Genomic DNA, 22,347 nt, shown 5'->3' with positions numbered 1-22,347 from the left:
GAGAAGGTGCCCAACGACTGGCCAGCGCATATCTGCCGATCTCCAGTCCACGCGGCTGTTTGCAAGTCCAGAACCCGGAAAGGTGTAAAGCGCATGTATTCTCATAAAACGAATAGTTCGGAAGAAGCTTACACAGGCTGGCCCCTACGGCCTCGCGCCAGACCTTTGCTGACGCTGGCCGAAATGCTGATTTTGCTCATTGCAGTACTCATCCCGTCCTGCCGCGGCTTTTATCGAGCTCACTATTATAGTCGCTTTGTTCGGGGGACCTGTACCATCACAGATGGATATACGATGAGCAATAAGCACTTTGATCAAAATGGCTTGGATTATATCACCTATGTTCCCGACCTGCACTATACCATCTCTACATCTGGAACTTCTAAAATAGCTAGTTCGGGCTATGAGGGGCCTGACCAGGCTTCCTTTTATGAAGCGGTTGACGCACAAGCTATCGTGAACCGGTATCCTGTTGGGACGACAACAACGTGCTCGTATAATCCAGTCAATCCCCAGGAGGCCTTCCTTGTCTTTCATGGTTATTCGCAGGAGCGCGCCTGGAAGGTCTTCTGGGCATCGTTCATCGTATACGGGCTGGCTCAGATAATCACGTTGCTGGTCTGGTATCTCTGGATGCGCAAGTTCATAATCTTATACGAGCGTGGACAGTTGACACGTGGGCGTGTGGTCAGGCACGAGAACCGTCGCGACATAGTCGGTCATTATGACATATCGATCATTGAGTATACTGGGATCTCTATCTCGAACAACCCGATCCGAGGAGAATTTATAGTATACGGGCATCGCTCTCTCAACAGTTCGTTCCCAGTCTGTTATGATCCCTATCGCCCAACCAGAGCCAGACAAGGCAACCGTCCCACACGGACAGATATCATTGCCGCGATCATTACAACGCTCCTATTACTGATTGCAATAAGCGGTTTTATCTATATATTCAATTTTCCTTTGACGTAATCATCGATCCTGCTGTCATGATGAGCAGCGATAGCTCCTGCCCATCATGGGATGACTATCACAACGCGATCAATAACAAGTTCTCGAGAGAATATCCTCACCTGGTTGTAACAACCAGCTAGAGTACCTTTCATTGAGGATCTTTGATGAGCACTTTCATCAAAGATCCTTTCCTCTTCAGCTCCGATCAAGACTCGAGTGCTGCACGCATGCCAGGAAATTCTTTCATGACCTGATCTATGGTCTCCTGAGAGAGCGTCATAAAGGTTCCAGAAGCCTCTGCAAAGACGACGCTCTCGTCTTCGGCCAGAGTCAATTTCCCCGTTGCAGTAACCATGCGCCCTCGACTGCTTCCCAGCACAGCCCGGACGCGCAATAAGGGTCCATAGGGGACGTAACGTCGATAACGAACCTCTAAGCGCCCTGTCATCGACCAGGCTGGGCGTTCAGTCAACATAGAGGTGCGATTCAGGGCCTCATCCATCACAGTAGCAATAATTCCACCATGAACAACCCCAGGAAAACCCTGATGCTCCTCTCGCGGACGAAAATCAGAGACCACAGTCCCTGCTTCTAACTGAAAGACCATCTGCAAACCATACGGATTCTTTGTACCACAGGCAAAACATAATTGATAATCTGTCGTATCATTTAATTCCATAATGCTAATCCATCGCTCCTCGGCAAACTTTTTACTAAAGTCTATCATATTGCTTATAGAACCGGCGCGGGAAAACCCCTGCATTTATTCGGGGGAGGATGTCAAAAGCAACCAATCCCAATCCCTGACCAGCGCCTTACGCTCTACTACACCTATCCTATACACAGCTCACTTAAATTATGATATAGTAAAAACAACTCCGTATATATCTCAGCACTATAATCACACCGATTTCACCTACCATATTAGATATGTTGAGGCCCACATTCTTCTTATGACGTGTCACTAGTATATATTTTCTTCACTCATTGACGGGTAGACCGCAAAGATGGGGAAACAGAGGGGGTACCTGATGGCTAAGACAAAACAGAATAAAGCCGCTGCATCTATACAGAATGTAGATAAAAAGAAACAAAAAAAGTTAACACGGATTGAAACAAAATTACAGAGCCGCATTGCAGAGACCCGCAAAAAGGTTAAAAAAGCTCAGAAGAGATTAGCTCGTACTCAGGCTGATCTGCTCAGTGGTCAAGAACGTCTAAACCAGCTCGAACAGAAGCTTCATAAGATCCATCCTGTTTCAGCTACAGAGAATGACGCCAATCAACCAGCATACTCTCCAGATCCAGAACAACCAACCTTTGGTGATGACGAAGAGGTAGAGCATATTATCAGTGCCGATACACTTATCTCGATTGAAATATCTGAGGACTATCCAGGGTCCAGCGATGAGGGCGCCGATCTCGCTTCGACCAGCCCTGAGAACGTAAGCCAGGAAGTCAGTCCAACTCAGGAAGAGCTCGTATCAGAATTTGATCTCGCCTCCCCCCCGCCCGCTGAGGGAACAGACGAGCTGCCACACGAACCATTTACCGGGACCCCTTCTCATACAGACTTTCAGCCAACGATAGCTGGTGCGGAGATCCCCTCAGAAGAGGCTCCTAGCATTCCACACGAGGATGATGCAATCGCAGAAGCCGATCATACATCCCTGGCACCTGCCGAAGGCAATGGGGCCAGCGAGAATCCAGGTGCAGACAGAGTGTCCACACCAGAAAATGAGCCACTCTCATCCTCAGACCAGAGCTCCTCTACGCCCAAACGCCCAACCACACGGCGACGCACACGCAATACCACGCCCAAATTATAAATTGGTTGGGGACGCTATCATACAATCACGCAGCTTTTCTATTCATAGCTGCGTGATTGTGTTTTGATCGAAATTTATCTATGCATAATTAGTGCGTTGTATGAACTGGATGAGGTTCTACGAGATGTTCGCCAGGCTTCTGAATCCTGGGAGTAAGAATGCCACGCTCTTTAAGAAGTAAGTAAAGCCAGAGTGCCAACCCTAATAACAATCCTCCAAAGAGATATCCTCCAATCACATCGCTAGCCCAATGATCTCCCAAATAGATACGGGATGGCCCAACGAGAACCACAAAAAGTGCAGGAATAACAAGCAACGCATAGTGCCACCAGCGATTCCGCCTAAAAAGAATCAGCCCGAACGAGAAGAGTAATCCAAAGAATGACACATAGCTCATCACATGCCCACTGGGAAAACTTTGCCCCGTTGCATGTTGAAAGATCTCAACAAGATTTGCCGTTGGCCGAGGCCGATTAACAATGAGCTTCAATAGACCATTCAGCAATGAACTAATAATGGAGAGTCCGACAATGAATAGAGCCTCAAGTCGCAAGCGAACAAACCAGAAGACAAGGGCTGTGAGAAGAATAAGCGGAACATAAACATAGATAGCGTTTCCCAGATAGCTTACCCAGACCATAAAGGTATGAAGCCAGGGCATCTGACTCTCCTGAAATTCCTGGGTAATAAGAATATCTACAGGAATAATCGGGTGTATCCGTACAAAGACTGCCAATAAAGTAAACAAAACAAACTCTACCAGATATACAATACTTAATATACGACCACGTCGAGAGACACGATACCAGGGTTCGCGGCTCTGTACCACTTCCTGCTGCGCCTGCTCAACGACATTCTGTACATTCGCTTCAACCTTTTTGACAGGTTCCTCCATCTTTTTGATGGGTTCTTGTTGCTTCACAACCATCACCTCGAATATTTCATACTAATTTCATCAAACATTTGTTGTGTTTCGTAGGGATATTATCAATACGTCTTTCTGTAAAAAATCGTTTCTTATCCTATGGAGGTCTCCCTATCCGAACGACATGATTGACGAGTGGATAGCTTTCTCGCTATAGTGGAGTCAGAGATCGAGGAGGTTTTATCATTACTATGTCAGACATCAACATTCGTACGGCGCAGATTGAAGATCGGGAGGCGGTCCTGGCCTTCTGTGCCAACACCTGGGAGTGGGGCGATTATATCGAAAACGTATGGGATGAGTGGTTTACCAATCCTCATGGGCAACTCTTTACTGCAACTGCTGCTGGCGTGCCAGTTGGCATTCTTCATATTGAAATGCTTACCCCTACTGATGGCTGGCTGCAAGGGCTGGGTGTGAATGCAGACTATCGGAGACGCGGCATAGCCCGAGCTCTCTATGATGCAGCTCTAACAGAAGCAATGAGACGAGGAGCCAGTCATGCTCGTCTGGTTGTTCATCATGAGAATGTGGCTTCGATCAAGTTATCTGAAGCTATCCATATGCGCAAAGTCGGGGCCTTCTCCAATTATCTGGCCGGGCCAGTTCCAACTAATGTTCGCCATGCGCCCAATGAACGTACACAATTGGCAACAAGTGCAGATATCGATGAGATTATTGATTATCTCAATGTCTCTAATATTCTCCCTATTACGGGAGGATTATATTATGCAGGCTTTAAAGCAGTTCCCATCAGTGGCGAGATGCTCGAAAGACATCTTGAGAAGCATCAGATCTATCTGTTGCGCCGCTGGGATCGACTGGATGGGCTCGCCATTGCTCAGATTCGAGAGGAAAATAAGGAGAAGCGTCTCTCGGTTGGCTATATCGATGGGACGGCGATCGAGGCCATCAGTCTCATTGCCTATGATCTACGCCGCCGACTGAACGAGCTTCAGGTCGAGCGCGTCCGCATCTATGGTCCTGATACTATTCTGATTCGAGATGCTTTCGATGGCGCTGAATATGAGACCAGTGGCGATATCTTCTATACCTATGAGCGTGGCCTCTATTAAGTTTTACTTCGGTCATAGACAAGCTGTTCAACTATAGCCAGTAGCAGGCTACATCATCATTTCTTTTTATCAGAAATGATGATGTAGCCTGCTACTATTGCTAGCAGCCTATGTTCTATTGTTGGTCACGTATTACTTCGATGTTCTTAAATTGATGATAGCGCACTAACCAGCAGCCATAATTCAAGCCACCACCCACAGCGGCCAGGGCCAGCCATTGACCATCTTTTAGCTTATCCTGGCGAATGAGCTCGACAATGGCAGTCGCAACGCTCGCATTGGAGAGGTTTCCATAATAGCGGAAATTATCGGCAAGCTTGTCCATCGTTGATTCTGGCCAGCCATAGTCATGTATCAATAGATCGCCCAGCCGATGAGTAATGCGTGAATTTGCCTGATGGGGCACAATATGCGCAATATTATCATAGCTAAGACCAGAATGACGTAGCAGCGCATCGATACTTTCAGCCATTGCGCGGGGAGCCTCGCGGTACACGTCTTTACCGTTCATCTTGGTATACCCAACCATGTACTGCGCGAGCAACTTATTCAATGCCTCACCCTGACCTGCCTGGTAGAGACGCTGAATCTGAGTGTCAACCTCGGCCATCTCAATACTATCTTTACGCAATGGGGTCTGATACAGCAGCGATGCCGCCTGACGGGCATCTGAGCCATTGATCACAAAAGAATCATCTTCACCCCGTTCAAGCAGAAAGGCAGCCGCCCCTTCGCCAAAGAGCGAGCTAGACTTCCAGTCCAGTACATTTAAAATATTTGGAAGTAGGCCTTCAGTGATCACCAGTAAGACCAATTTTGCAGAACCTGCTGCAAGGATCTCTGCGCAGACCTGGAAACCTTCAGTCTGGCAAGCACAGGCTCCCTTTAACATGGTTGCACGAACCCGCTCTAAGCCAAGCCTCAGGCCAACCCAACCAGCCACTGTTGGAAACCCATCATTATCGGAAGAAGAGGCACCAATAATCGTATCAATCTCTGAGGCATCCCGTCCTGCGCTGGCCAGAGCACGCTGGGCAGCAATCACAGCCATATCCACCAGAGATTCCTCACGAGGAGCAGTTGGGTCATCGATCAGACCTGGGGCGTCAGAACCTGCCATCCGGCGACAGAGCTCAAGCGTACTGGCGCGTACGTGGCGCGTCTCAAGTCCAGTTACTCGCTCCAGATCCTCTGCCTTACGAGGGCTCCCCAGACGCGTTGAAATATAAGCGAAGAAATCATTGGTAATCACGCCTTTGGGAGCATAATTGCCAAGTCCGAGGATACGCACCTTAGATCTCGTATAAATATCAGGCAGAACATACGTGTACTGTGGCCATTGGCCTTCTTCGGAGAGTGTCATCGAATGAAAAACCTCCAATATTGAGGATAATAGTGCCGCGAATCGCCACTCCAGTATAACATAGAGTTGCTAACCATGCCCCCCCTCACAACACAAAATAGGGGTGCTCTCCAATGGCAACCATCATCTCAATTGCGGCTCCAACGAAGTCCATCATCATGGCACCTGCTTCTTAAAGATAATTACCAGTAAGAAAGCACCTACCATGACGACGGCCACGATAGGTGCCTTGTTTAATGCAATCCCTTACCAGCGGTCACTGCGCCCAGAATCACGGCCACCTCGGCGCCCACCGCCGTTACCATAGCTGTTACCATAGCCACTACCTGAATGACTGCTATAGCTACGCGTGTCGTCTCGACGAGGCCGCGATGAACGCTGAGATTGAAAACAATCACTACAATAGACAGGACGATCTTCACGAGGGACAAAAGGCACCGTTGTGCGCCGCCCGCATGAGGCACAGACCGCCTCATGTTGTTCGCGTGGTGCACGATTCATAGATTGGCCACCTCGCCGAGCAGAGCGACAGCTCGGACATCGACCGGGAGTATTCGTTAAGCCTCTTGAGGCATAAAACTCTTGCTCACCAGTAGTAAATGTAAACTCATTTCCACAATCACGACAAACAAGAATACGGTCCCGATTGGCCTCATTAAACATCATGGGCGAAATTTCCCCTCTTCAAAAATACTCTCGCTCCGCTTACAAAGCACTATACTCGCTCAAATTCCCATTTTGCGCTAGATTGGTTAGCTTCAATGTAAAATAGACACTATGGCTCTTTTTTGTTACCACGATTCTATTGTAACATATCGGGCAGCAAAAATGCAGTCTTTGCTTGACTTCAATGCTAGGATAAAAGAGCATCTCTGTACTGATTGCTGGAGGTTGAAGTTGAATAGTACGCCATCAAACCAATCACCGCAGAAGCAGCAGGCGGCCTCACCCCGCCACTCGCCGCGCAGCGTTCATACGATTACCGATCGCTTCTCAATGGATAATACGTATCTTATTGAGGATGAGAGGCTCATTGTTGTTGATCCAGGTTCCGAACGCAATGTGCGGATGTTGCAAGATTATCTTCTCCATTTTCTCCATCGACCTGTGAGTGATATCGATCTCATTGTTCTGACGCATCTACACTCCGACCATACAGCTGGTGTGGCGTATCTCCAAACGTTTTGCTCTGCTCCTGTGGCCGCTTCAGCCATTGTTCGTCAGCTAGCCGAGCGAGGAAAGTATGCGGATACAGCGCTTTTACCTGGCATGGCACATATCACTGAGCATCTCTTTGGAGGCACTATGCATCACCTCGATCTCTTTCGACCAGATTATGCACAACGCGTGAAAATGGTTGGGCTCTGGTTGGAAGATGTTATGGGGTTACCTGGCCATCCCGACTGGCGCGTTATCGCCAGCCCTGGGCACACGCCTGATAGCCTCTGTCTCTATAATCCATTTAGCCGTGAATTACTTTGTGGGGATACGGTCATTACCATTGAGGGAGGAGCTCCTCTTCTCCATGGAGGAACCAATCGGCGACAATTACATGAGACACTTCAGACGCTCCGCCATCTCCCAATTCACTATCTTTATCCTGGACATGGAAGAGCGATTATTGCGCAATCACCTCTTACAACGGTGAAGGTGGAGTGGTAAGAACAGAACTTCAAGGTCTGATCAGACTATCTTCACGAAGGTGGCGCGATCAGACCTCTGTTCTTTAAGAGTGATTCCCTAAGAGTGATTCTCTTTTTGTCGACTGGGCAGTCTGAGCAACATTGGACCGCTGGTTGTGGGGAGACGCTGAGAGGTTGATAGACCGGGCAATGGTGTGATAGATGCAATTGGCTCATACGTATAGCGCAAATGATAGGGGCCCAATTGTATGACATCACCCGTCTTAAGCCAGCGCGCTCCAACTAAAGGCTGCTCATTAACGAATATACGCCCGTTTCCTGACAGATCTTCTACGACATCTCCACCTTCGCGACGCAAAAATTGCAGATGCTGTCGCGCAACTGCCTGATCTTGCAGCATAAGGTCGCATTCAGGAGCACTGCCAACGGTCATAAATGGTCCCTGTAAGGGGAAACTGCGACCGGCAAGCTCTCCATCATACAAGAAGATTTTCCCACAGTATGGAACCTGTTGCTGTGGTTGGATAGTGGCATAGTCCCAGGCAGGCGTGATGGGCCCACTATGCTGGGACGCAATGGGAGCGCTTAAAGGTCTGGCTGCTGGCAAAACATTGCTTTGCAAGTCCAGCGTTGAGCGCCAGGTATGTTTCAGAAGCGGATCATACTGCTCAGAAAGCTCTTCCTTTGGTTCGGCCAGCAGAAACTGAAAATGATACGCTCCAATCTGAATAGAATCATTTGTGTTGACTAGAGAGCGCTCATGTACCCGTTTGCCATTCAACAGAACGCCATTTAAGCTATTACAATCGATCAGTGAGACCGTCCCTTCTTCCCAGATCAGTTCGGCGTGGAAGCGCGAGGCCATGTCATCGTCTAGCCAGATATCGCACTCCTCATCCCGCCCCATCGTGGCGACTTTGCGTTTCAATGCCAGACGCTGACCCTGAAAATTGCCGCTTTTATACTCAAGCCATCCCCAGGGGGTCTCATTATTAAACACAAATGGCGGCTGCACTCCAGGCTGATAATGGGAGACATGCCCCAGGCTAATCGGGCCTGACCCTTTGCTGCGTGGCCGCGCCATAAGCATAAAGAAAAGTGTTGCCGCAATTGGCAGCAGCCAACCACACAAAAGAATATAACCAAAGACCGCGATCTGTTCTCCAATTAAAAGGACATGCTGTTTGGGGAGAAAACGAAATGAATACCAGATAATAGCAGGCAGCATTAACACCGCCGAGAGAAGACAGACCACAAGTGTCAGCACGAGATTACGCGTCGTTCCTCGACGGCGTAAAAAGGCATAGCAGGTATTCGCCACCATCATCAACAGACAGCAGGCGAGCCCACCATAGCACCCTGGAGGGAACCAGGTCAGGAAATGAAAAGTGCTCGTTGTCGTTACCCTGCTTTCTTATAACTTATCAGACAGTATCTAGAACCCTGATGGACATGCGATGATACAGCTACCATCTATAACAATTCTACGGACGAGAACGTTAGTACCGATGAGTAAATCAAGCTCACCCAGGCTTTGTCCACCCTGATATACAAAATCTCCATTAAAAAGGGATTATTTTGCTCTTATGATATCATTTTGTGTCAAAACGAGCAAATATTCAGGACTTGTGGTGGAAACACCACTCACTCTCTCTTTCTTACTCGCTCTATAAATTCAGGTACATTGAAAAAAATGGGGGGGACTACGTCATTAATAGAAGAGGTTGAATCTTATCAACTCATTCATTTCAACTAAGGAGAGGATACTTATGTCAACTATTGGTATTGGTATTCACTTTACCCCCCTTTTGTTTGCATGCGTCTTTTTTCTCATTGTTATCGGCGGAACTGTTTTCTGGATCTGGGCGATGGTAGATTGTGTTACCAATGAGTCAAGCAATTCAAATGATAAGATTGTCTGGCTGCTCATCATCATCTTCACGCACCTTATCGGGGCATTTATCTACCTGCTGATACGCCGACCCGAGCGTATACGCCAATTCGGTCGCTAATTCCTTTCCCTATACGTATACTACTATAGGGAACATAAAAAAAAAGAAGCACAAAGGGAATAGCTGACGATGACAACACCAGAACAAGCAGTCGTAATCGGAGTGTTTGAGGATCGCAAAGCGGTCGTGAGAGCCATTGATGCCCTGATTAAAGCTGGCTTTCACGAAGAACAGCTTGGCTTTGCAGCGCTTGATCATAACGCCCAACAGGATAATGAAGTAATTTCACAGTATGGGCCCATTCGAAGAGGGATCTTAGGCGGGCTCCTGGGAGCTGCTGATATGCTCCTGGTGCCCATTACGGGACCGACAGATGCAGCCACACTACTACGAACGGCTCTTCCAGTGACAGAAGAAGCACTGGATAATCTCCCTTATCCCGGTTCACCTGCTCAAGAAGAGATGGTTCATCCTGATGATGCTATGCGTCAACCACTACCTCCAGACGATGAAGCGCCCATAGTTATGCCACCGCAGAAAAAAGCGCCTCCGACAAGCATGAAAGATAGCTCTGAAACCGCCAGCGTCATTACTGGTGGTGTGGTTGGAGGGGTAATCGGAGCCGCTGCTGCCCTCCTTATTCCAGGCGTTGGGCCAGCTATCGCAGGCGGCATTCTGGTAGGGGCATTGGGTGGAGGAGCAATCGGCAGTGTTGCAGGGGGCTTTCTGGGGGCATTTACCAATATGGGCGTCCCTAAGGCAAAGGCACAATACTATGAGCACGAGGTAAAAAAAGGTCGAACCCTTCTTACCGTCCATACAAGCGATCGGCAGGAAGAAATTATTGCGCTCCTTCGCCATTATGGAGCCCACGACGTTGAGGCACATTAAACCGTCTGTCAGCCCTGTTTATACTTCTCATGGAAGGCTCATTTCTCTCCTATCCTCAATGTTCTGGCAAGCTTATGAGCATTGCAGAGGATGATATAATGATAGGCAACTATCCAGGGTCATCCATATGAGAGAAATGAGCCTATGCAGAAACATATTGAACCACTTACAGACAGTGATGATAGCGCAGAACTTGCCTCACGCAATACGCTACGCTATCTTATTTTAGGCCTCTTGTGGACGCGCCCCATGAGTGGCTATGATATTAAACAGACTTTTGATCGCGCAATCGCTAGTTATTGGAATGCTGGAAACAGCCAGATCTATACGACCCTCAAAAATCTAAATAAGGCTGGCCTTGTCGATGCCGAAATCATCGTTCAGACGACCCGACCAAACCGCAAGGTCTATCAGCTTACTGAAACGGGTCAGGCCGAACTCGAACACTGGCTACAAGAGGGGGTTCCTGAGCGCTTTACGAAAGACGAATTTCTTACCAAGCTCTTCTTTTGTGGCGTCACTTCTGACCAGACAGCCTTAGAGCATCTCTATGCCCACCGCGAAAGTCTTGAAAAACAACTGGCTCATATGGAATGGGCTCGACAAGAATATGCAAATCGTCAGACGCGCCGTCCGCGCCTGCTGGAATATCAAATGCTGGTACGGGAATTTAAAGAGGCAGAATTAAGCGCTGGCCTTGAGGTAACCAGACGTGCCATTGCACGCCTGGAAGAGCGCCTCCAGACTGAACATCCTGAACCTGAAGCGACGCAGCCGTCATCATAAACGGCTGCTTGATTCTAACCGTTTGGTTGCCAACCATGTTGCCGATAAATTGCCAGGGTCTGCTGATCTCCAGGCACATAAGTAACCATTGAATAGCTCGATAGTCCGGTGAAAACGGTCGTAGCGGTGCGTAAAGTCAAACGGCCCAGATGACTATTCTGCACTTGAAAGACAAATGATGGCTCTGGCTTTCCACGCGGATAAACAGTAGAGGAGATGCGCCGAAATTCAGGCAGTTCACGCAGACTCCGCCACAATATTTTAAACTCTGGTAGATGGGTCATTGTACGCGTATTGTACTGGAAATCACTCACCAATCTGCGAGCAAGGTTCTCCCAGCCGTGAAAACGCCGACGCAACTGCGGGTCAAAGACCAGTTCAAGCAAATGCAGCCGCTCTCCCTTATCGATAGCTTCCTTTACTTCAAATAAACTGATCGAAGCCTCGTTCCACGAGTGCAAATACCATAGTTTATCGAGCGAGTGCGCTGGGTAGGATGTATTACTCACAAGCAAACTTGCTAACTCTCCCATATCTAAGAGCGTCCCCTCAACCAGTTCATAATCAACCATCTGGCCTGTCAGAGCACTATAGGCCTCATATAATTGCTGGCGCTCTTCGCCTGGAAGGTCCAACGCACGTACAATATTCTGTACCACATGTAAAGAAGGATTCGTACGCTGACCTGTCTCTAGATGATAGACGTATGTGCGCGAAAGCCGCGTCGCATGAGCAAGCTGGCCCTGGGAGAGCCCTCGCTTCTGGCGCAACTGGCTCACAAGTTGTGCAAAATCCGTTGATATATCTGGCATTCTCTAGCCCCTCTACAAACGTTGTGTTAGCTACACTCCAATTATGACGCAAAAGTTGTTAGCTGGCAACATGTTCTTCTTCTATTTGAGAGCATATACTTAGAACAGTGGTTATAGTTGCTTGTAGTGGCGACGTTGTTGTCGTCAGGTTTCCTGTTAGGGACGCCCCCTATGGAGAGGAGCTATTACCGAATGTCAGACCAATCACAATCGCTCATACATCACCAGCACATCGATGAGTCTCAAGCAACCACACCAGAAGTTGTTAGCCCTCCCTATCCATGGATTCGCCATTATCAAGAGGGGGTTCCTGCACACCTGCTTATTCCTGATCGTCCACTAACCTGGTTGCTCGACTCTGCTGCACGCCGTTTTCCCAATCGGCCAGCATTCATCTATTATGGGACGCAGATCTCCTATGCCCAATTCTCACATCTCGCCAATCGCTTTGCGATTGCATTGCAACGCCTGGGAATACAGAAGGGCGATCGCGTAGCGATTGCCTTGCCTAATATTCCGCAATTTGGCATAGCTTTCTATGGTGCGTTACGCGCTGGCGCTGTGGTAGTGCCAACCAATCCACTCTATACTGAGCGCGAGATGCAGCACCAACTTACGGATTCCGGCGCCAAAGTCCTGGTACTACTTGATATGTACTATCCGGTGGTACGCACAATCCGCTCACAGACTCACCTGAAACACGTTATTGTGACCAGCGTCACCGACTTTTTTCCGGTTCTACAACGCACACTCTATCCACTAACCCAGCTTCATGCCAAAAAGCTGGAACCGGTTCTGACAACCAGAGAGATCAATGCTGATCCTTCGCTTTCTACGATGCAATCCTTGCTCAAATCTGGTACACGTGGCGGCGTTGAGCTGTTTCATCTTCCCGTTCCACAGGATACCAATGATCTGGCTGTGCTTCAGTATACAGGAGGCACTACTGGTCTCTCCAAAGGTGCGATGCTAACCCATCGTAATCTGCTGGCAAATGCCATGCAAACTTTCTACTGGATGCCTCATGCACGACCTGGCCAGGAGATTGCTCTGTGTATTGCACCATTCTTTCATGCCTATGGCTTAACAGTAGGGATGAATCTCTCTATCTTAGGTGGGGCTGCAATGGTTCTTTTACCTCGTTTTCAGGGCAAAGAGGCTCTAGCAGCCATTCATCATTATCAACCGACGCTCTTTCCAGGTATTCCAACGCTCTATGTTGCAATCTTGCGTGAAGCAGCCCATCATCCTGAATACCTGGGCTCAATTAAATATTGCATCAGTGGGGCCTCGCCTCTCCCAAGTAAAGTCCAGCAGGACTTTGAAGGGGTCACCCATGGGAAATTAGTGGAGGGCTATGGCCTCAGCGAAGCATCGCCCGTCACTCATTGTAATCCTCTCTCCGATGAGAACCGACCTGGCAGTATTGGTCTTCCTCTCCCCAACATTGAAGCGAAAGTGCTCAATCGCGAGACAGGCGAAGAACAACCTGTCGGCGAATTGGGTGAGCTGGTCGTTAAGGGGCCCAATATCATGCTGGGCTATTGGGAGCGGGAGCAAGAAACACAGGCAATCTTCCAGGATGGCTGGATGCGCACTGGCGATATCGCTCGTGTAGACGAAGATGGCTACTTCTACATTGTAGAACGCGTCAAAGATATGATTATCGCCAGCGGCTTTAATGTCTATCCACGCGAGGTTGAGGACGTTCTGTTCCACCATCCAGCCGTTCAGGATATAGCTGTCGTTGGGGTTCCTGATGCCTACCGGGGCGAGACCGTAGCGGCTTTTGTCGTACTCAAACCAGAGTATACTGCTGGTGAGGAGATCAAACAGGAGCTCATTACCTATTGTAAACAGAATATGGCTGCCTATAAGGTCCCCAAAGTCCTGCACTTCCTTCCCAAATTGCCACGTTCGACTGTTGGCAAGGTCCTTCGACGCGAATTACGTATCCAGAATATCTAACTATTGTTCAAAGTATGCTACATTCATTGCTTCTGTCTATCGCTCCAATGACGGTGGATGGGCACTACTCTCTCTCTAGCTCTCACACAAATAGCTAGAGAGAGTACTTAGAGAGTACTTAAGGAGAAAGCAAAGTTATGGCAACGACGATCGAACCAACCGAAAAAGGCACTGCATTTCTCACCACGTCCGTTGGCGAGAACGCAGCAAAGATATTCACATTGGAGGAACGGGATGAAGAGCAACGCTGGATTCAGGAGTCCAGCGCAACCTTTGTCACACGAGAGGTCTTGCCCAGGGCTGAGGCCATTGATCGACAGGAGCCCGGTGTTCTATCTGGATTGCTAAAACAGGCGGGTGAGCAAGGTCTCCTCATGATTGATGTTCCCGAGCAGTATGGCGGCGCTGAACTGGGGCTCTTAACCAGCGCCCTGGTGGCATCTGAACTACGGGAAGCTTCGTTTAGCGTAGCCTTTGGGGCCCATACAACTATCGGAACCTTGCCTATTGTGTACTATGGCACAGAAGAACAGAAACAGAGCTATCTACCCAGGCTCGCCACAGGTGAATGGATCTCTGCCTACGCGCTCACAGAGCCAGGAGTGGGCTCCGATGCCATGGGAATTACGACACGAGCAGAGCTTTCCGAGGATGGACAGCACTATATCATTAACGGCACCAAGCAATGGATCTCCAATGCAGGCTTTGCCGATCTATTCATTGTCTTTGCACGAATTGGCAACGAACGCCCTTCTGCCTTTATCGTAGAAGCAACCTGGGAGGGCGTCTCAACGGGCCCAGAAGAGCATAAGATGGGTATTAAAGGCTCCTCTACCCGCCAGGTCTACTTTGAAGATGTGAAGGTTCCCGTCGCTAATCTCCTGGGCGAGCTGAACAAAGGCTACAAGATTGCTTTTAATATCCTCAATATTGGCCGCTTGAAGCTGGGAGCAGGCTCAGTGGGAGGCGCTCGCTCAGCTCTGGGTCTGGCCGCAACCTACACGACTGAGCGCAAGGCCTTTGGCAAGTTCCTTCACGAATTTGGCATGATCAAAAAGAAACTTGCCCGGATGGCCGCCGAGACCTATGCTGCTGAAAGTGAGGTCTTCCGCACTGCTGGCAATATCGCTCAGGCCCAGAAAAGTGCAGGAGCCAATACCGAAGCCGTCTTTAAGTCCATCGAGGAGTATGCTATCGAGGCCTCTTTAGCCAAGGTTCATGGCAGCGAAGTCCTGGCCCAGGTCGTCGATGAAGGCGTTCAGATCTTTGGTGGGTATGGCTTTATGCAAGAGTATCCCATCGAAAAAGCCTATCGCGACGCTCGCATTCAGCGCATCTTTGAAGGAACGAATGAGATTAACCGCATGGTTGCAACAGGCACGCTCTTCAAACGAGCTCTGGCTGGAAAAGTCGAATTGATGACAAAGTATCCGGCAATTGAGGCCAGATTAAAATCTGGCGAGCCAACAAGTGATCTGGTAGATGAAAACATTCCTGAAGAACTGCGCAGCGCCGTTGCTGTATTAGAGCGTGCCAAGGAGGCTACTATCTATGCCTCAATGCAGATTGCACTGAAACATATGCAGGCACTGGAAAACGAGCAGGAATTTATTGAATATCAGGCCAATCTGCTCATCGATCTCTATGCTATTGATAGCGCTCTGGCACGAGCCATTAAAGCTGTACGAAGTGGCGTTGAGAATAGTGCTATACATATCAAACTGGCACAGCTCGCTAGCTGGCTCGCTTTTACCCGTATACGAAGCAATCTGGACCAGATGATCATTGCCTACACTGACCCTGAGCGGGTGGAAAAAGTGCTCAGCCGTACACGCAGCTATGTTGGTGATTATCTGCTCAATGGTGTCGCTCTCCAGCGCGAAATTGCCCAACTGGTCGTTGAAAAACAGGGGTATCCGCTTTAAAGTTAAAAATAAGGGTAACCAGTCTACTACACGGACATACAGATAGTGTCAGATAGAGCCTGAAGGAGAGAAATGTCATGACAGAGGTTGTCATTGTCAGTGCCGTACGTACACCGATTGGACGAGCCAACAAGGGCACACTCAAAGATGTGCGTGCCGATGATCTAGCCGCCCTGGCCGTCAAGGCCGCGGTCGAACGCGTGCCTCAACTTGATCGCTCCCTGATTGAGGATGTTATTCTAGGCTGTGCCTTCCCTGAAGGGGAACAGGGGATGAATCTGGCCCGTATCGTCGGTGCGCTGGCTGGTCTACCCGAGACGGCTGGCGGCGTAACGGTCAATCGCTTCTGCGCCTCCAGTCTTCAAGCTGTGAATATGGCGGCACAGAGTATTATGCTCGGACTGGGCGAGGTGATCATCGCTGGTGGCGTTGAAAGCATGTCACGCGTCCCAATGGGAGGCTTTAACCCTAGCTATAATCCTCGCCTGATCAAGGGGCAACAAGATAGCTCAGTCTATCCTCCCTGTGAGCTCGAATACGGCTACTCCAGTTATCTGCCAATGGGCATGACGGCTGAGAATCTCGCTCGCGATTATTCCATTAGCCGCGAAGAGCAGGATGCCTTTGCCCTCCGTAGCCATCAGCGCGCACTGGCAGCCATCGATAATGGAATCTTCAAACGTGAGATCGTCCCTGTTCCTCTCCCCAATGGGAACCTGTTAGAGACTGATGAGGGTCCTCGCCGTGATACTTCGCTGGCAAGATTAGCACAGCTTGAGCCAGCCTTTCTCAAAGGTGGCTCGGTTACGGCAGGAAACTCCAGCCCGCTTAATGATGGTGCCGCTGCTGTTGTGTTGATGTCGTCCGAACGTGCACAGGAATTGGGGATTCAGCCACTGGCTCGAATTCGCACAATGGCCGTGTCCGGAGTCAACCCATCGATAATGGGGATCGGCCCAGTGCCCGCAATCCGCAAATTGCTCCAACGCGCAAATCTACAGCTTAACGATATCGACATTATCGAGCTGAATGAGGCATTCGCCGCTCAATCGCTCTCGGTCGTGAAAGCATTGGAGATTGATCAAACAAAACTGAACCCCCATGGTGGCGCGATTGCTCTTGGCCATCCCCTCGGCTGTAGCGGTGCTCGTCTGATTACAACGCTGCTCAATGATCTCCAGACACTGGATAAGACGCTAGGAATTGCTACTCTCTGCGTGGGTGGAGGCCAGGGCGTTGCAACATTGATTGAGAGGTTGGTCTGATTATGACATACGCTATCCGTAAAGTTGGAGTTGTGGGGGCTGGCGTGATGGGGGCAGCAATTGCTGCTCATCTCGCCAATGTTGGCATTCCTAGCCTGCTGGTAGATATTGTGCCTTCTGGTGAGACGACCGACCGCAATCGAATCGCACGCACTGGTCTGGAGAAGACACTGAAGGCCAGGCCCGCCTCATTCTATAGCCAGCGCTCAGCTCAATTAATTACCATCGGAAATATCGAAGATGATCTGGATAAGCTCGCCGATGTCGATTGGATCATCGAGGCCGTAGTTGAACGCCTGGACATTAAGCACGCTCTCTATGAGAAGATTGAGAGCGTACTCTCGCCCACAACTATTATCAGCTCGAACACATCTGGCCTTCCTGCCCATCAGTTAACCGAGGGCCGATCAGAGCGCTTCCGTAACCACTTCTTAATCACGCACTTCTTTAATCCAGTCCGCTATATGCGGCTCCTCGAATTAGTGCCTACCGCCCAGACAGATCCGGAATTACTCCACTTCATGCAACAATTTGGGAGTGAAGTCCTTGGCAAAGGGGTTGTCATCTGTAAGGATACCCCCAATTTTATTGCCAATCGCCTGGGTGTCTATGGCTTTATGTCCACGATGCACCATGCGCTGGCGGAGGGGTATACTGTCAGCGAAGTAGATATGATTCTGGGCCCGAATATGGGCCGCCCTAAATCGGCGGTCTTTCGCACCTCAGATCTGTCAGGACTGGATACCCTTCAGCACGTTGGCGATAATCTCTATCAGAACGCCCCTGACGACGAACAACGCGCAACCTTTCTGATGCCAGAGATAGTCCGTGAGATCATTAAAAAGGGCTGGCTCGGCGAGAAGAGCGGGCAGGGCTTCTATAAACGCATCAAAGGCCCAACTGGCGAATCAATTATTCTTGAGCTCAATCTTCAATCGCTGGAGTATGAACCACAGCCCAAACATCGCTTTGACTCCATTGGAGCTGCTCGCAAACAAGATAGTATCGAACAGCGCATTGTGACGCTCCTGAATGGTAATGATCGTGCCAGTCAGCTAGCTCGCGAAACAACGGCTGATGCTCTCATCTATGCCGCTAAACGTGTACCAGAGATCGCCGACGATATCGTCTCAATCGATAACGCCATGCGCTGGGGCTTTAACTTTGAGCTGGGGAGCTTTGAGCTCTGGGATATTCTGCTCACTCACCCTGAAACGCTTCAGAAAGTGTTGGCAGGCCGTGAGCTTCCTCCATTAGTAAAAGAGGTGCAGACACAGGGTCAGGGCACTTTCTATCGCGAGATCGAGGGAAAAAAGCACTACTTTGATCTCAGCAGCAAGAGCTATCAACCTCTATCTGGCATGAAACAAACTATCTCGCTTACCACAGTAAAAAAGAAGGCAACCAATGTTGTACGAGATAATGGTTCAGCGGCTCTGGTTGATCTAGGTGATGGGATCGGCTGTCTGGAGTTCCATACAAAGATGAACTCGATTGATGAAGGCATTATCGAGCTTCTCCATTACGCTGTTCAGGAAGGTTCCAGGCAATTCCGAGCACTCGTCATCGGCAATGAAGCACCAGACTATTCAGCAGGAGCGAATCTCCTCCTTGTACTCATGGGAGCACGTCAGGGAGCCTGGGAGATGCTAAACGGAGCAATCAACGGGCTCCAACAGGCCCACCAGCTCCTCAAATATAGTCCAATTCCTGTCGTAGCAGCCCCGGCTGGCCGCGCTCTGGGTGGTGGCTGCGAACTGATTATGCACTGCAATCACACACGTGCTCTGGCCGAATCCTATATTGGGCTGGTTGAGACTGGTGTAGGGCTGGTCCCGGCTGGTGGAGGCTGTAAGGAGCTTCTGCTGCGCCAGGGAGCCAGCGCTGAGAAAGCAGCGAAGAAGGGTGGACCGTTCACACCTGCTCGTAAAGCTTTCGAGATTATCGCTGTAGCCACAGTCTCCAGCAGCGCAGTTGAAGCTCAAGAGCTACGCTTCCTGCGTAAGACAGATGCGATAACGCTTAATCGCGACCTGCTCTTATACGATGCAAAGGACGACGCACTCAAGCTGGCTGAAGCCAGGGAGGCCGGAAAATGGCAGCCTCCTCAACCAGAGCTCCTCCTGCTACCAGGCAGTGGCGCGCGGCTCGTCCTGGAGCAACAGGTCGAAGGGATGCTCTTAACCGGTAAGGTGAGCGAACATGATGCAGTGATCGGCAAGCATCTGGCCCATGTGCTCACTGGAGGCAATTGCTCACCTATTACTCCAGTGAGCGAACAATACGTTCTTGACCTGGAACGCGAAGCCTTCCTGAGCCTTTGCGGCATGGAGAAGACACAGCAGCGCATCGAAGCCCTCCTGAACACTGGTAAACCGTTACGCAATTAGCACACTCTGTATCGTAAAAGGGGAAAAGGAAATTTTTCCCCTTTTACCTGTTAGTACATTTTTACTAATCCATTGCCATCGCTTCCGGTATTCTGGTATTCTTTGATCGGGATAGATATGTAGAAGAGGAGGAGGAAAGCAAAGAATGCCCAAAAAAAACCATCATAGAGATCCCTCACAGAATCCACAGCCTTATGACAGCTCGCTCAAAGCTCTTTTCAAAGAAGATGCTGCTGAGATTATTCCTACTTTATTGCCAGGGGCCGAACTTGTCGCCGTACTGGATACAGAAGTCCTGCGAGCCCCCATGCATGGGGACCGAGCCTACAAAATTATGCGTTATGACGAGCCTCAGATTCTCCATCTGGAATTTCAAAGCATCGAAGACCCTGATATGGCTTATCGGACGCTCATCTACCATGTCAACCTTTTTGCCGAGCACAAACTCCCCGTTCATTCAATGATTCTCTATCTTTTCACTGAGAAGGTTGTTGAATCACCCCTGATTGAACGGGATAGAAAACAGACTTTTCTACAGTTTGATTTTGAAGTATTGTCGCTGCCAAAACTGGATGCACAATACTATGTCCAGCATCATATAATAAGTATGTACCCTTTGCTGCCAGCGATGCAACATGCCACTGCAGAGGTGCTTTTGCAAGCCATTGACGAGCTTGCAATGCATTATCAATGGCGAGAGGATGATCTCTCTCAAAGACTACTCTGGCTCAAAATAATGTTAAACCGAACCACCACAGTAGAGCTTAACGAAAAAAAGAAAGTGAGAGCGCGAATGGACGTTTTTGAACAACTGCTCGAAGAAGATGAATATATTCAACAATTACGTTCACAAGCTATTGCTAAAGGCCTGGCTCAGGGCATCGCTGAAGGCAAGGCCGAGGGCAAAGCTGAGGGTAAAGCCGAGGGCAAGGCCGAAGGTAAAGCTGAGGGCAAAGCTGAGGGCAAAGCCGAGGGTAAAGCTGAGGGTAAAGCTGAAGGCAAATTAAATGAAGCCAAAAGCGCTTTTTGCCTCGTCACCCGAACGCGTTTTCCTCATCTAGCCTCACTGGCTCAACAGAAAGCAGCTCAAGTAGCTGATGTTGAGACGCTTCATCATCTCATGGAAAAGATGATTATAGCAGGCAACGAACAAGAAGCGCTTCTGACGTTAAGCCTGGAAGAGCCTGAACTGGCCAATTAAAGTCTCCGTACATCTAAGAGAAAGACTTCCTGGTTCTCTTACCTCATTGTATACAAAAAGGACAGGCACCTTCACTTCTGGTAAAAGTTGCCTGTCCCTTAGCAAGAAGTAATGATTGCTCATTACCACTCATTTCCGGGTTTTTTGTGTTTAGAAGATAGCTTCGCCGCTATCGGTATCGAAGAGGTGAATCTGATCGCTATCGACATACAGGCGAACTTTATCGCCTGAGGAGACACGAGAGCGAGGATCGAGGGTAGCTATCATGTTATGGCCACCAGCAGTCAGATAGACCTGCAACTCGTTACCCAGGTTCTCGACCACATCCACAGCTGCATCGATAGAAGATTGTTCGATGCCATCTTTACCAATAATATTCGCATCTTCCAGATGAGTAGGGCGTACACCAAAGGTCAGATTCTTACCAGCAGCGGCTTTTGCACGTTCAACATAGAGTTGTGGCACACGGATGCGACCCAGACCCTCCAGGATAATCGTTGCAGAATTGCTCTCACTAACAACCTTAGCGTTAGGCACAAAGTTCATCGAAGGAGAACCAATAAAACCGGCCACAAAGAGGTTAGCTGGATGATCATAAAGCTCTTGAGGAGCGCCCAGCTGCTGAATAATACCACCATTCAGAACCGCAATACGATCACCCATCGTCATCGCCTCAACCTGATCATGGGTGACATAGATCACAGTCTTCTGAATATTCTGATGCAATTTGATGATATTGGCGCGCGTCTCAACACGAAGCTTGGCGTCCAGATTCGAGAGAGGCTCGTCCATCAAGAAGACCTGAGCTTCACGAACAATGGCGCGGCCCAGTGCCACACGCTGTCTCTGACCACCAGAAAGCTCTTTGGGCTTACGCTTCAGCAGGTTCTCCAGACCAAGGGTAGCTGCGGTATCTTCAACCCGCTTTTTAATATCTGCTTTGGGGAAGTGACGCAGTTTGAGACCAAAGGCCATGTTGTCGAATACTGTCATGTGGGGGTAGAGAGCGTAGTTCTGGAAAACCATCGCGATATCGCGGTCTTTAGGATCAACACCATTGACAATACGATCGCCAATATAGATATCACCTTCGGTTGGCTCTTCCAGGCCTGCAACCATACGCAAGCAAGTACTTTTACCACAACCTGAAGGCCCAACCAGAACCAGGAACTCTTTGTCCTGGATATCCAGGCTGATATCATGAACGACTTCGGTTTTGTTAAAACGTTTGTAAACGTGATCAAATTGGACACGTGCCATGACGGACGACTCCTTTTCGCTTCTCGTAGCAGGTCCATTCCTGCTACTTCTCAACATTCAATGAAGCTTTCGCTTAGTGCTAACGTTGCCACTGATAACGTATC

General features: G+C 49.2%; 18 protein-coding genes and 1 pseudogene. 12 read left to right on the top strand and 7 right to left on the bottom strand.

The genetic code is table 11. From position 1 onward, the window contains the following. Positions 1-93: 93 nt before the first annotated feature. On the top strand, positions 94-975 hold the full coding sequence (locus EL628_RS05385; RefSeq protein WP_161975292.1) for a DUF3592 domain-containing protein: 882 nt from the start codon (positions 94-96) through the stop codon (positions 973-975). 187 nt (positions 976-1,162) lie between these two features. On the opposite strand, the gene EL628_RS05380 is transcribed toward EL628_RS05385, so the two are convergent. Then, entirely contained in the window at positions 1,163-1,636 is a 474-nt protein-coding gene (locus EL628_RS05380; protein WP_161975291.1) for a PaaI family thioesterase, read from the bottom strand. 352 nt (positions 1,637-1,988) lie between these two features. Between EL628_RS05380 and EL628_RS05375 the strand changes: the two genes are divergently transcribed. After that, positions 1,989-2,786 carry a hypothetical protein gene (locus EL628_RS05375; RefSeq protein ID WP_126578926.1) on the top strand — a complete coding sequence of 266 codons (798 nt, stop codon included), beginning with the start codon at positions 1,989-1,991 and terminating at the stop codon, positions 2,784-2,786. A gap of 88 nt (positions 2,787-2,874) precedes the next feature. Here the strand turns inward: EL628_RS05375 and EL628_RS05370 are convergent, their stop codons facing one another. Continuing rightward, complete coding sequence (locus EL628_RS05370) at positions 2,875-3,708, bottom strand: phosphatase PAP2 family protein (RefSeq protein WP_161975290.1); 834 nt, start codon at positions 3,706-3,708, stop codon at positions 2,875-2,877. 194 nt (positions 3,709-3,902) lie between these two features. On the opposite strand from EL628_RS05370, the gene EL628_RS05365 reads away from it, so the two are divergent. Continuing rightward, entirely contained in the window at positions 3,903-4,787 is an 885-nt protein-coding gene (locus EL628_RS05365; protein ID WP_126578922.1) for a GNAT family N-acetyltransferase, read from the top strand. A gap of 115 nt (positions 4,788-4,902) precedes the next feature. Here the strand turns inward: EL628_RS05365 and EL628_RS05360 are convergent, their stop codons facing one another. Further along, a complete protein-coding gene (locus EL628_RS05360; protein ID WP_126578920.1) occupies positions 4,903-6,150 on the bottom strand; it encodes a 3-oxoacyl-ACP synthase III family protein in 1,248 nt (415 codons plus the stop codon). Positions 6,151-6,525: 375 nt separating this feature from the next. After that, positions 6,526-6,813, bottom strand: a pseudogene (locus tag EL628_RS05355) (zinc-ribbon domain containing protein); the annotation flags it as partial. A 234-nt stretch (positions 6,814-7,047) separates the two neighbouring features. On the opposite strand from EL628_RS05355, the gene EL628_RS05350 reads away from it, so the two are divergent. Further along, the gene (locus tag EL628_RS05350; RefSeq protein ID WP_161975289.1) at positions 7,048-7,812 is read left to right on the top strand and encodes an MBL fold metallo-hydrolase; all 765 of its coding nucleotides are present in this window, start codon (positions 7,048-7,050) and stop codon (positions 7,810-7,812) included. 78 nt (positions 7,813-7,890) lie between these two features. On the opposite strand, the gene EL628_RS05345 is transcribed toward EL628_RS05350, so the two are convergent. Beyond that, positions 7,891-9,120 carry an FHA domain-containing protein gene (locus EL628_RS05345; RefSeq protein WP_126578917.1) on the bottom strand — a complete coding sequence of 410 codons (1,230 nt, stop codon included), beginning with the start codon at positions 9,118-9,120 and terminating at the stop codon, positions 7,891-7,893. A gap of 442 nt (positions 9,121-9,562) precedes the next feature. Between EL628_RS05345 and EL628_RS05340 the strand changes: the two genes are divergently transcribed. From EL628_RS05340 to EL628_RS05330, 3 genes are all read left to right on the top strand, one after another. Continuing rightward, on the top strand, positions 9,563-9,805 hold the full coding sequence (locus EL628_RS05340; protein ID WP_126578916.1) for a PLDc N-terminal domain-containing protein: 243 nt from the start codon (positions 9,563-9,565) through the stop codon (positions 9,803-9,805). A 69-nt stretch (positions 9,806-9,874) separates the two neighbouring features. Further along, positions 9,875-10,636 carry a hypothetical protein gene (locus EL628_RS05335; RefSeq protein ID WP_126578915.1) on the top strand — a complete coding sequence of 254 codons (762 nt, stop codon included), beginning with the start codon at positions 9,875-9,877 and terminating at the stop codon, positions 10,634-10,636. Between the two features lie 144 nt (positions 10,637-10,780). After that, a complete protein-coding gene (locus tag EL628_RS05330) occupies positions 10,781-11,422 on the top strand; it encodes a PadR family transcriptional regulator (RefSeq protein WP_126578914.1) in 642 nt (213 codons plus the stop codon). A 14-nt stretch (positions 11,423-11,436) separates the two neighbouring features. On the opposite strand, the gene EL628_RS05325 is transcribed toward EL628_RS05330, so the two are convergent. Next, positions 11,437-12,234 carry an MmyB family transcriptional regulator gene (locus EL628_RS05325; RefSeq protein WP_126578913.1) on the bottom strand — a complete coding sequence of 266 codons (798 nt, stop codon included), beginning with the start codon at positions 12,232-12,234 and terminating at the stop codon, positions 11,437-11,439. 192 nt (positions 12,235-12,426) lie between these two features. Here EL628_RS05325 and EL628_RS05320 point away from each other — a divergent pair, with 192 nt between their 5' ends. The 5 genes from EL628_RS05320 (at position 12,427) to EL628_RS29725 (ending at position 20,983) form a co-directional block, all read left to right on the top strand. Continuing rightward, a complete protein-coding gene (locus EL628_RS05320) occupies positions 12,427-14,202 on the top strand; it encodes a long-chain-fatty-acid--CoA ligase (RefSeq protein ID WP_126578912.1) in 1,776 nt (591 codons plus the stop codon). Between the two features lie 137 nt (positions 14,203-14,339). After that, positions 14,340-16,127 carry an acyl-CoA dehydrogenase FadE gene (locus EL628_RS05315; RefSeq protein WP_126578910.1) on the top strand — a complete coding sequence of 596 codons (1,788 nt, stop codon included), beginning with the start codon at positions 14,340-14,342 and terminating at the stop codon, positions 16,125-16,127. A 77-nt stretch (positions 16,128-16,204) separates the two neighbouring features. Further along, the gene (locus EL628_RS05310) at positions 16,205-17,392 is read left to right on the top strand and encodes a thiolase family protein (RefSeq protein WP_126578908.1); all 1,188 of its coding nucleotides are present in this window, start codon (positions 16,205-16,207) and stop codon (positions 17,390-17,392) included. Between the two features lie 2 nt (positions 17,393-17,394). After that, entirely contained in the window at positions 17,395-19,782 is a 2,388-nt protein-coding gene (locus tag EL628_RS05305; protein ID WP_126578906.1) for a 3-hydroxyacyl-CoA dehydrogenase/enoyl-CoA hydratase family protein, read from the top strand. A gap of 145 nt (positions 19,783-19,927) precedes the next feature. Beyond that, positions 19,928-20,983, top strand: coding sequence for a hypothetical protein (locus EL628_RS29725; protein WP_161975288.1), 1,056 nt, complete (start codon positions 19,928-19,930; stop codon positions 20,981-20,983). A 150-nt stretch (positions 20,984-21,133) separates the two neighbouring features. Here EL628_RS29725 and EL628_RS05300 read toward each other — a convergent pair whose 3' ends face one another. Beyond that, a complete protein-coding gene (locus tag EL628_RS05300) occupies positions 21,134-22,243 on the bottom strand; it encodes an ABC transporter ATP-binding protein (protein WP_126578904.1) in 1,110 nt (369 codons plus the stop codon). Positions 22,244-22,347 lie beyond the last annotated feature (104 nt).

It is taken from the genome of Tengunoibacter tsumagoiensis (genome assembly GCF_003967535.1).
Taxonomy (GTDB): Bacteria; Chloroflexota; Ktedonobacteria; order Ktedonobacterales; family Ktedonobacteraceae; genus Tengunoibacter; species Tengunoibacter tsumagoiensis.
This window is presented reverse-complemented; position numbering and strand designations above follow the sequence as displayed.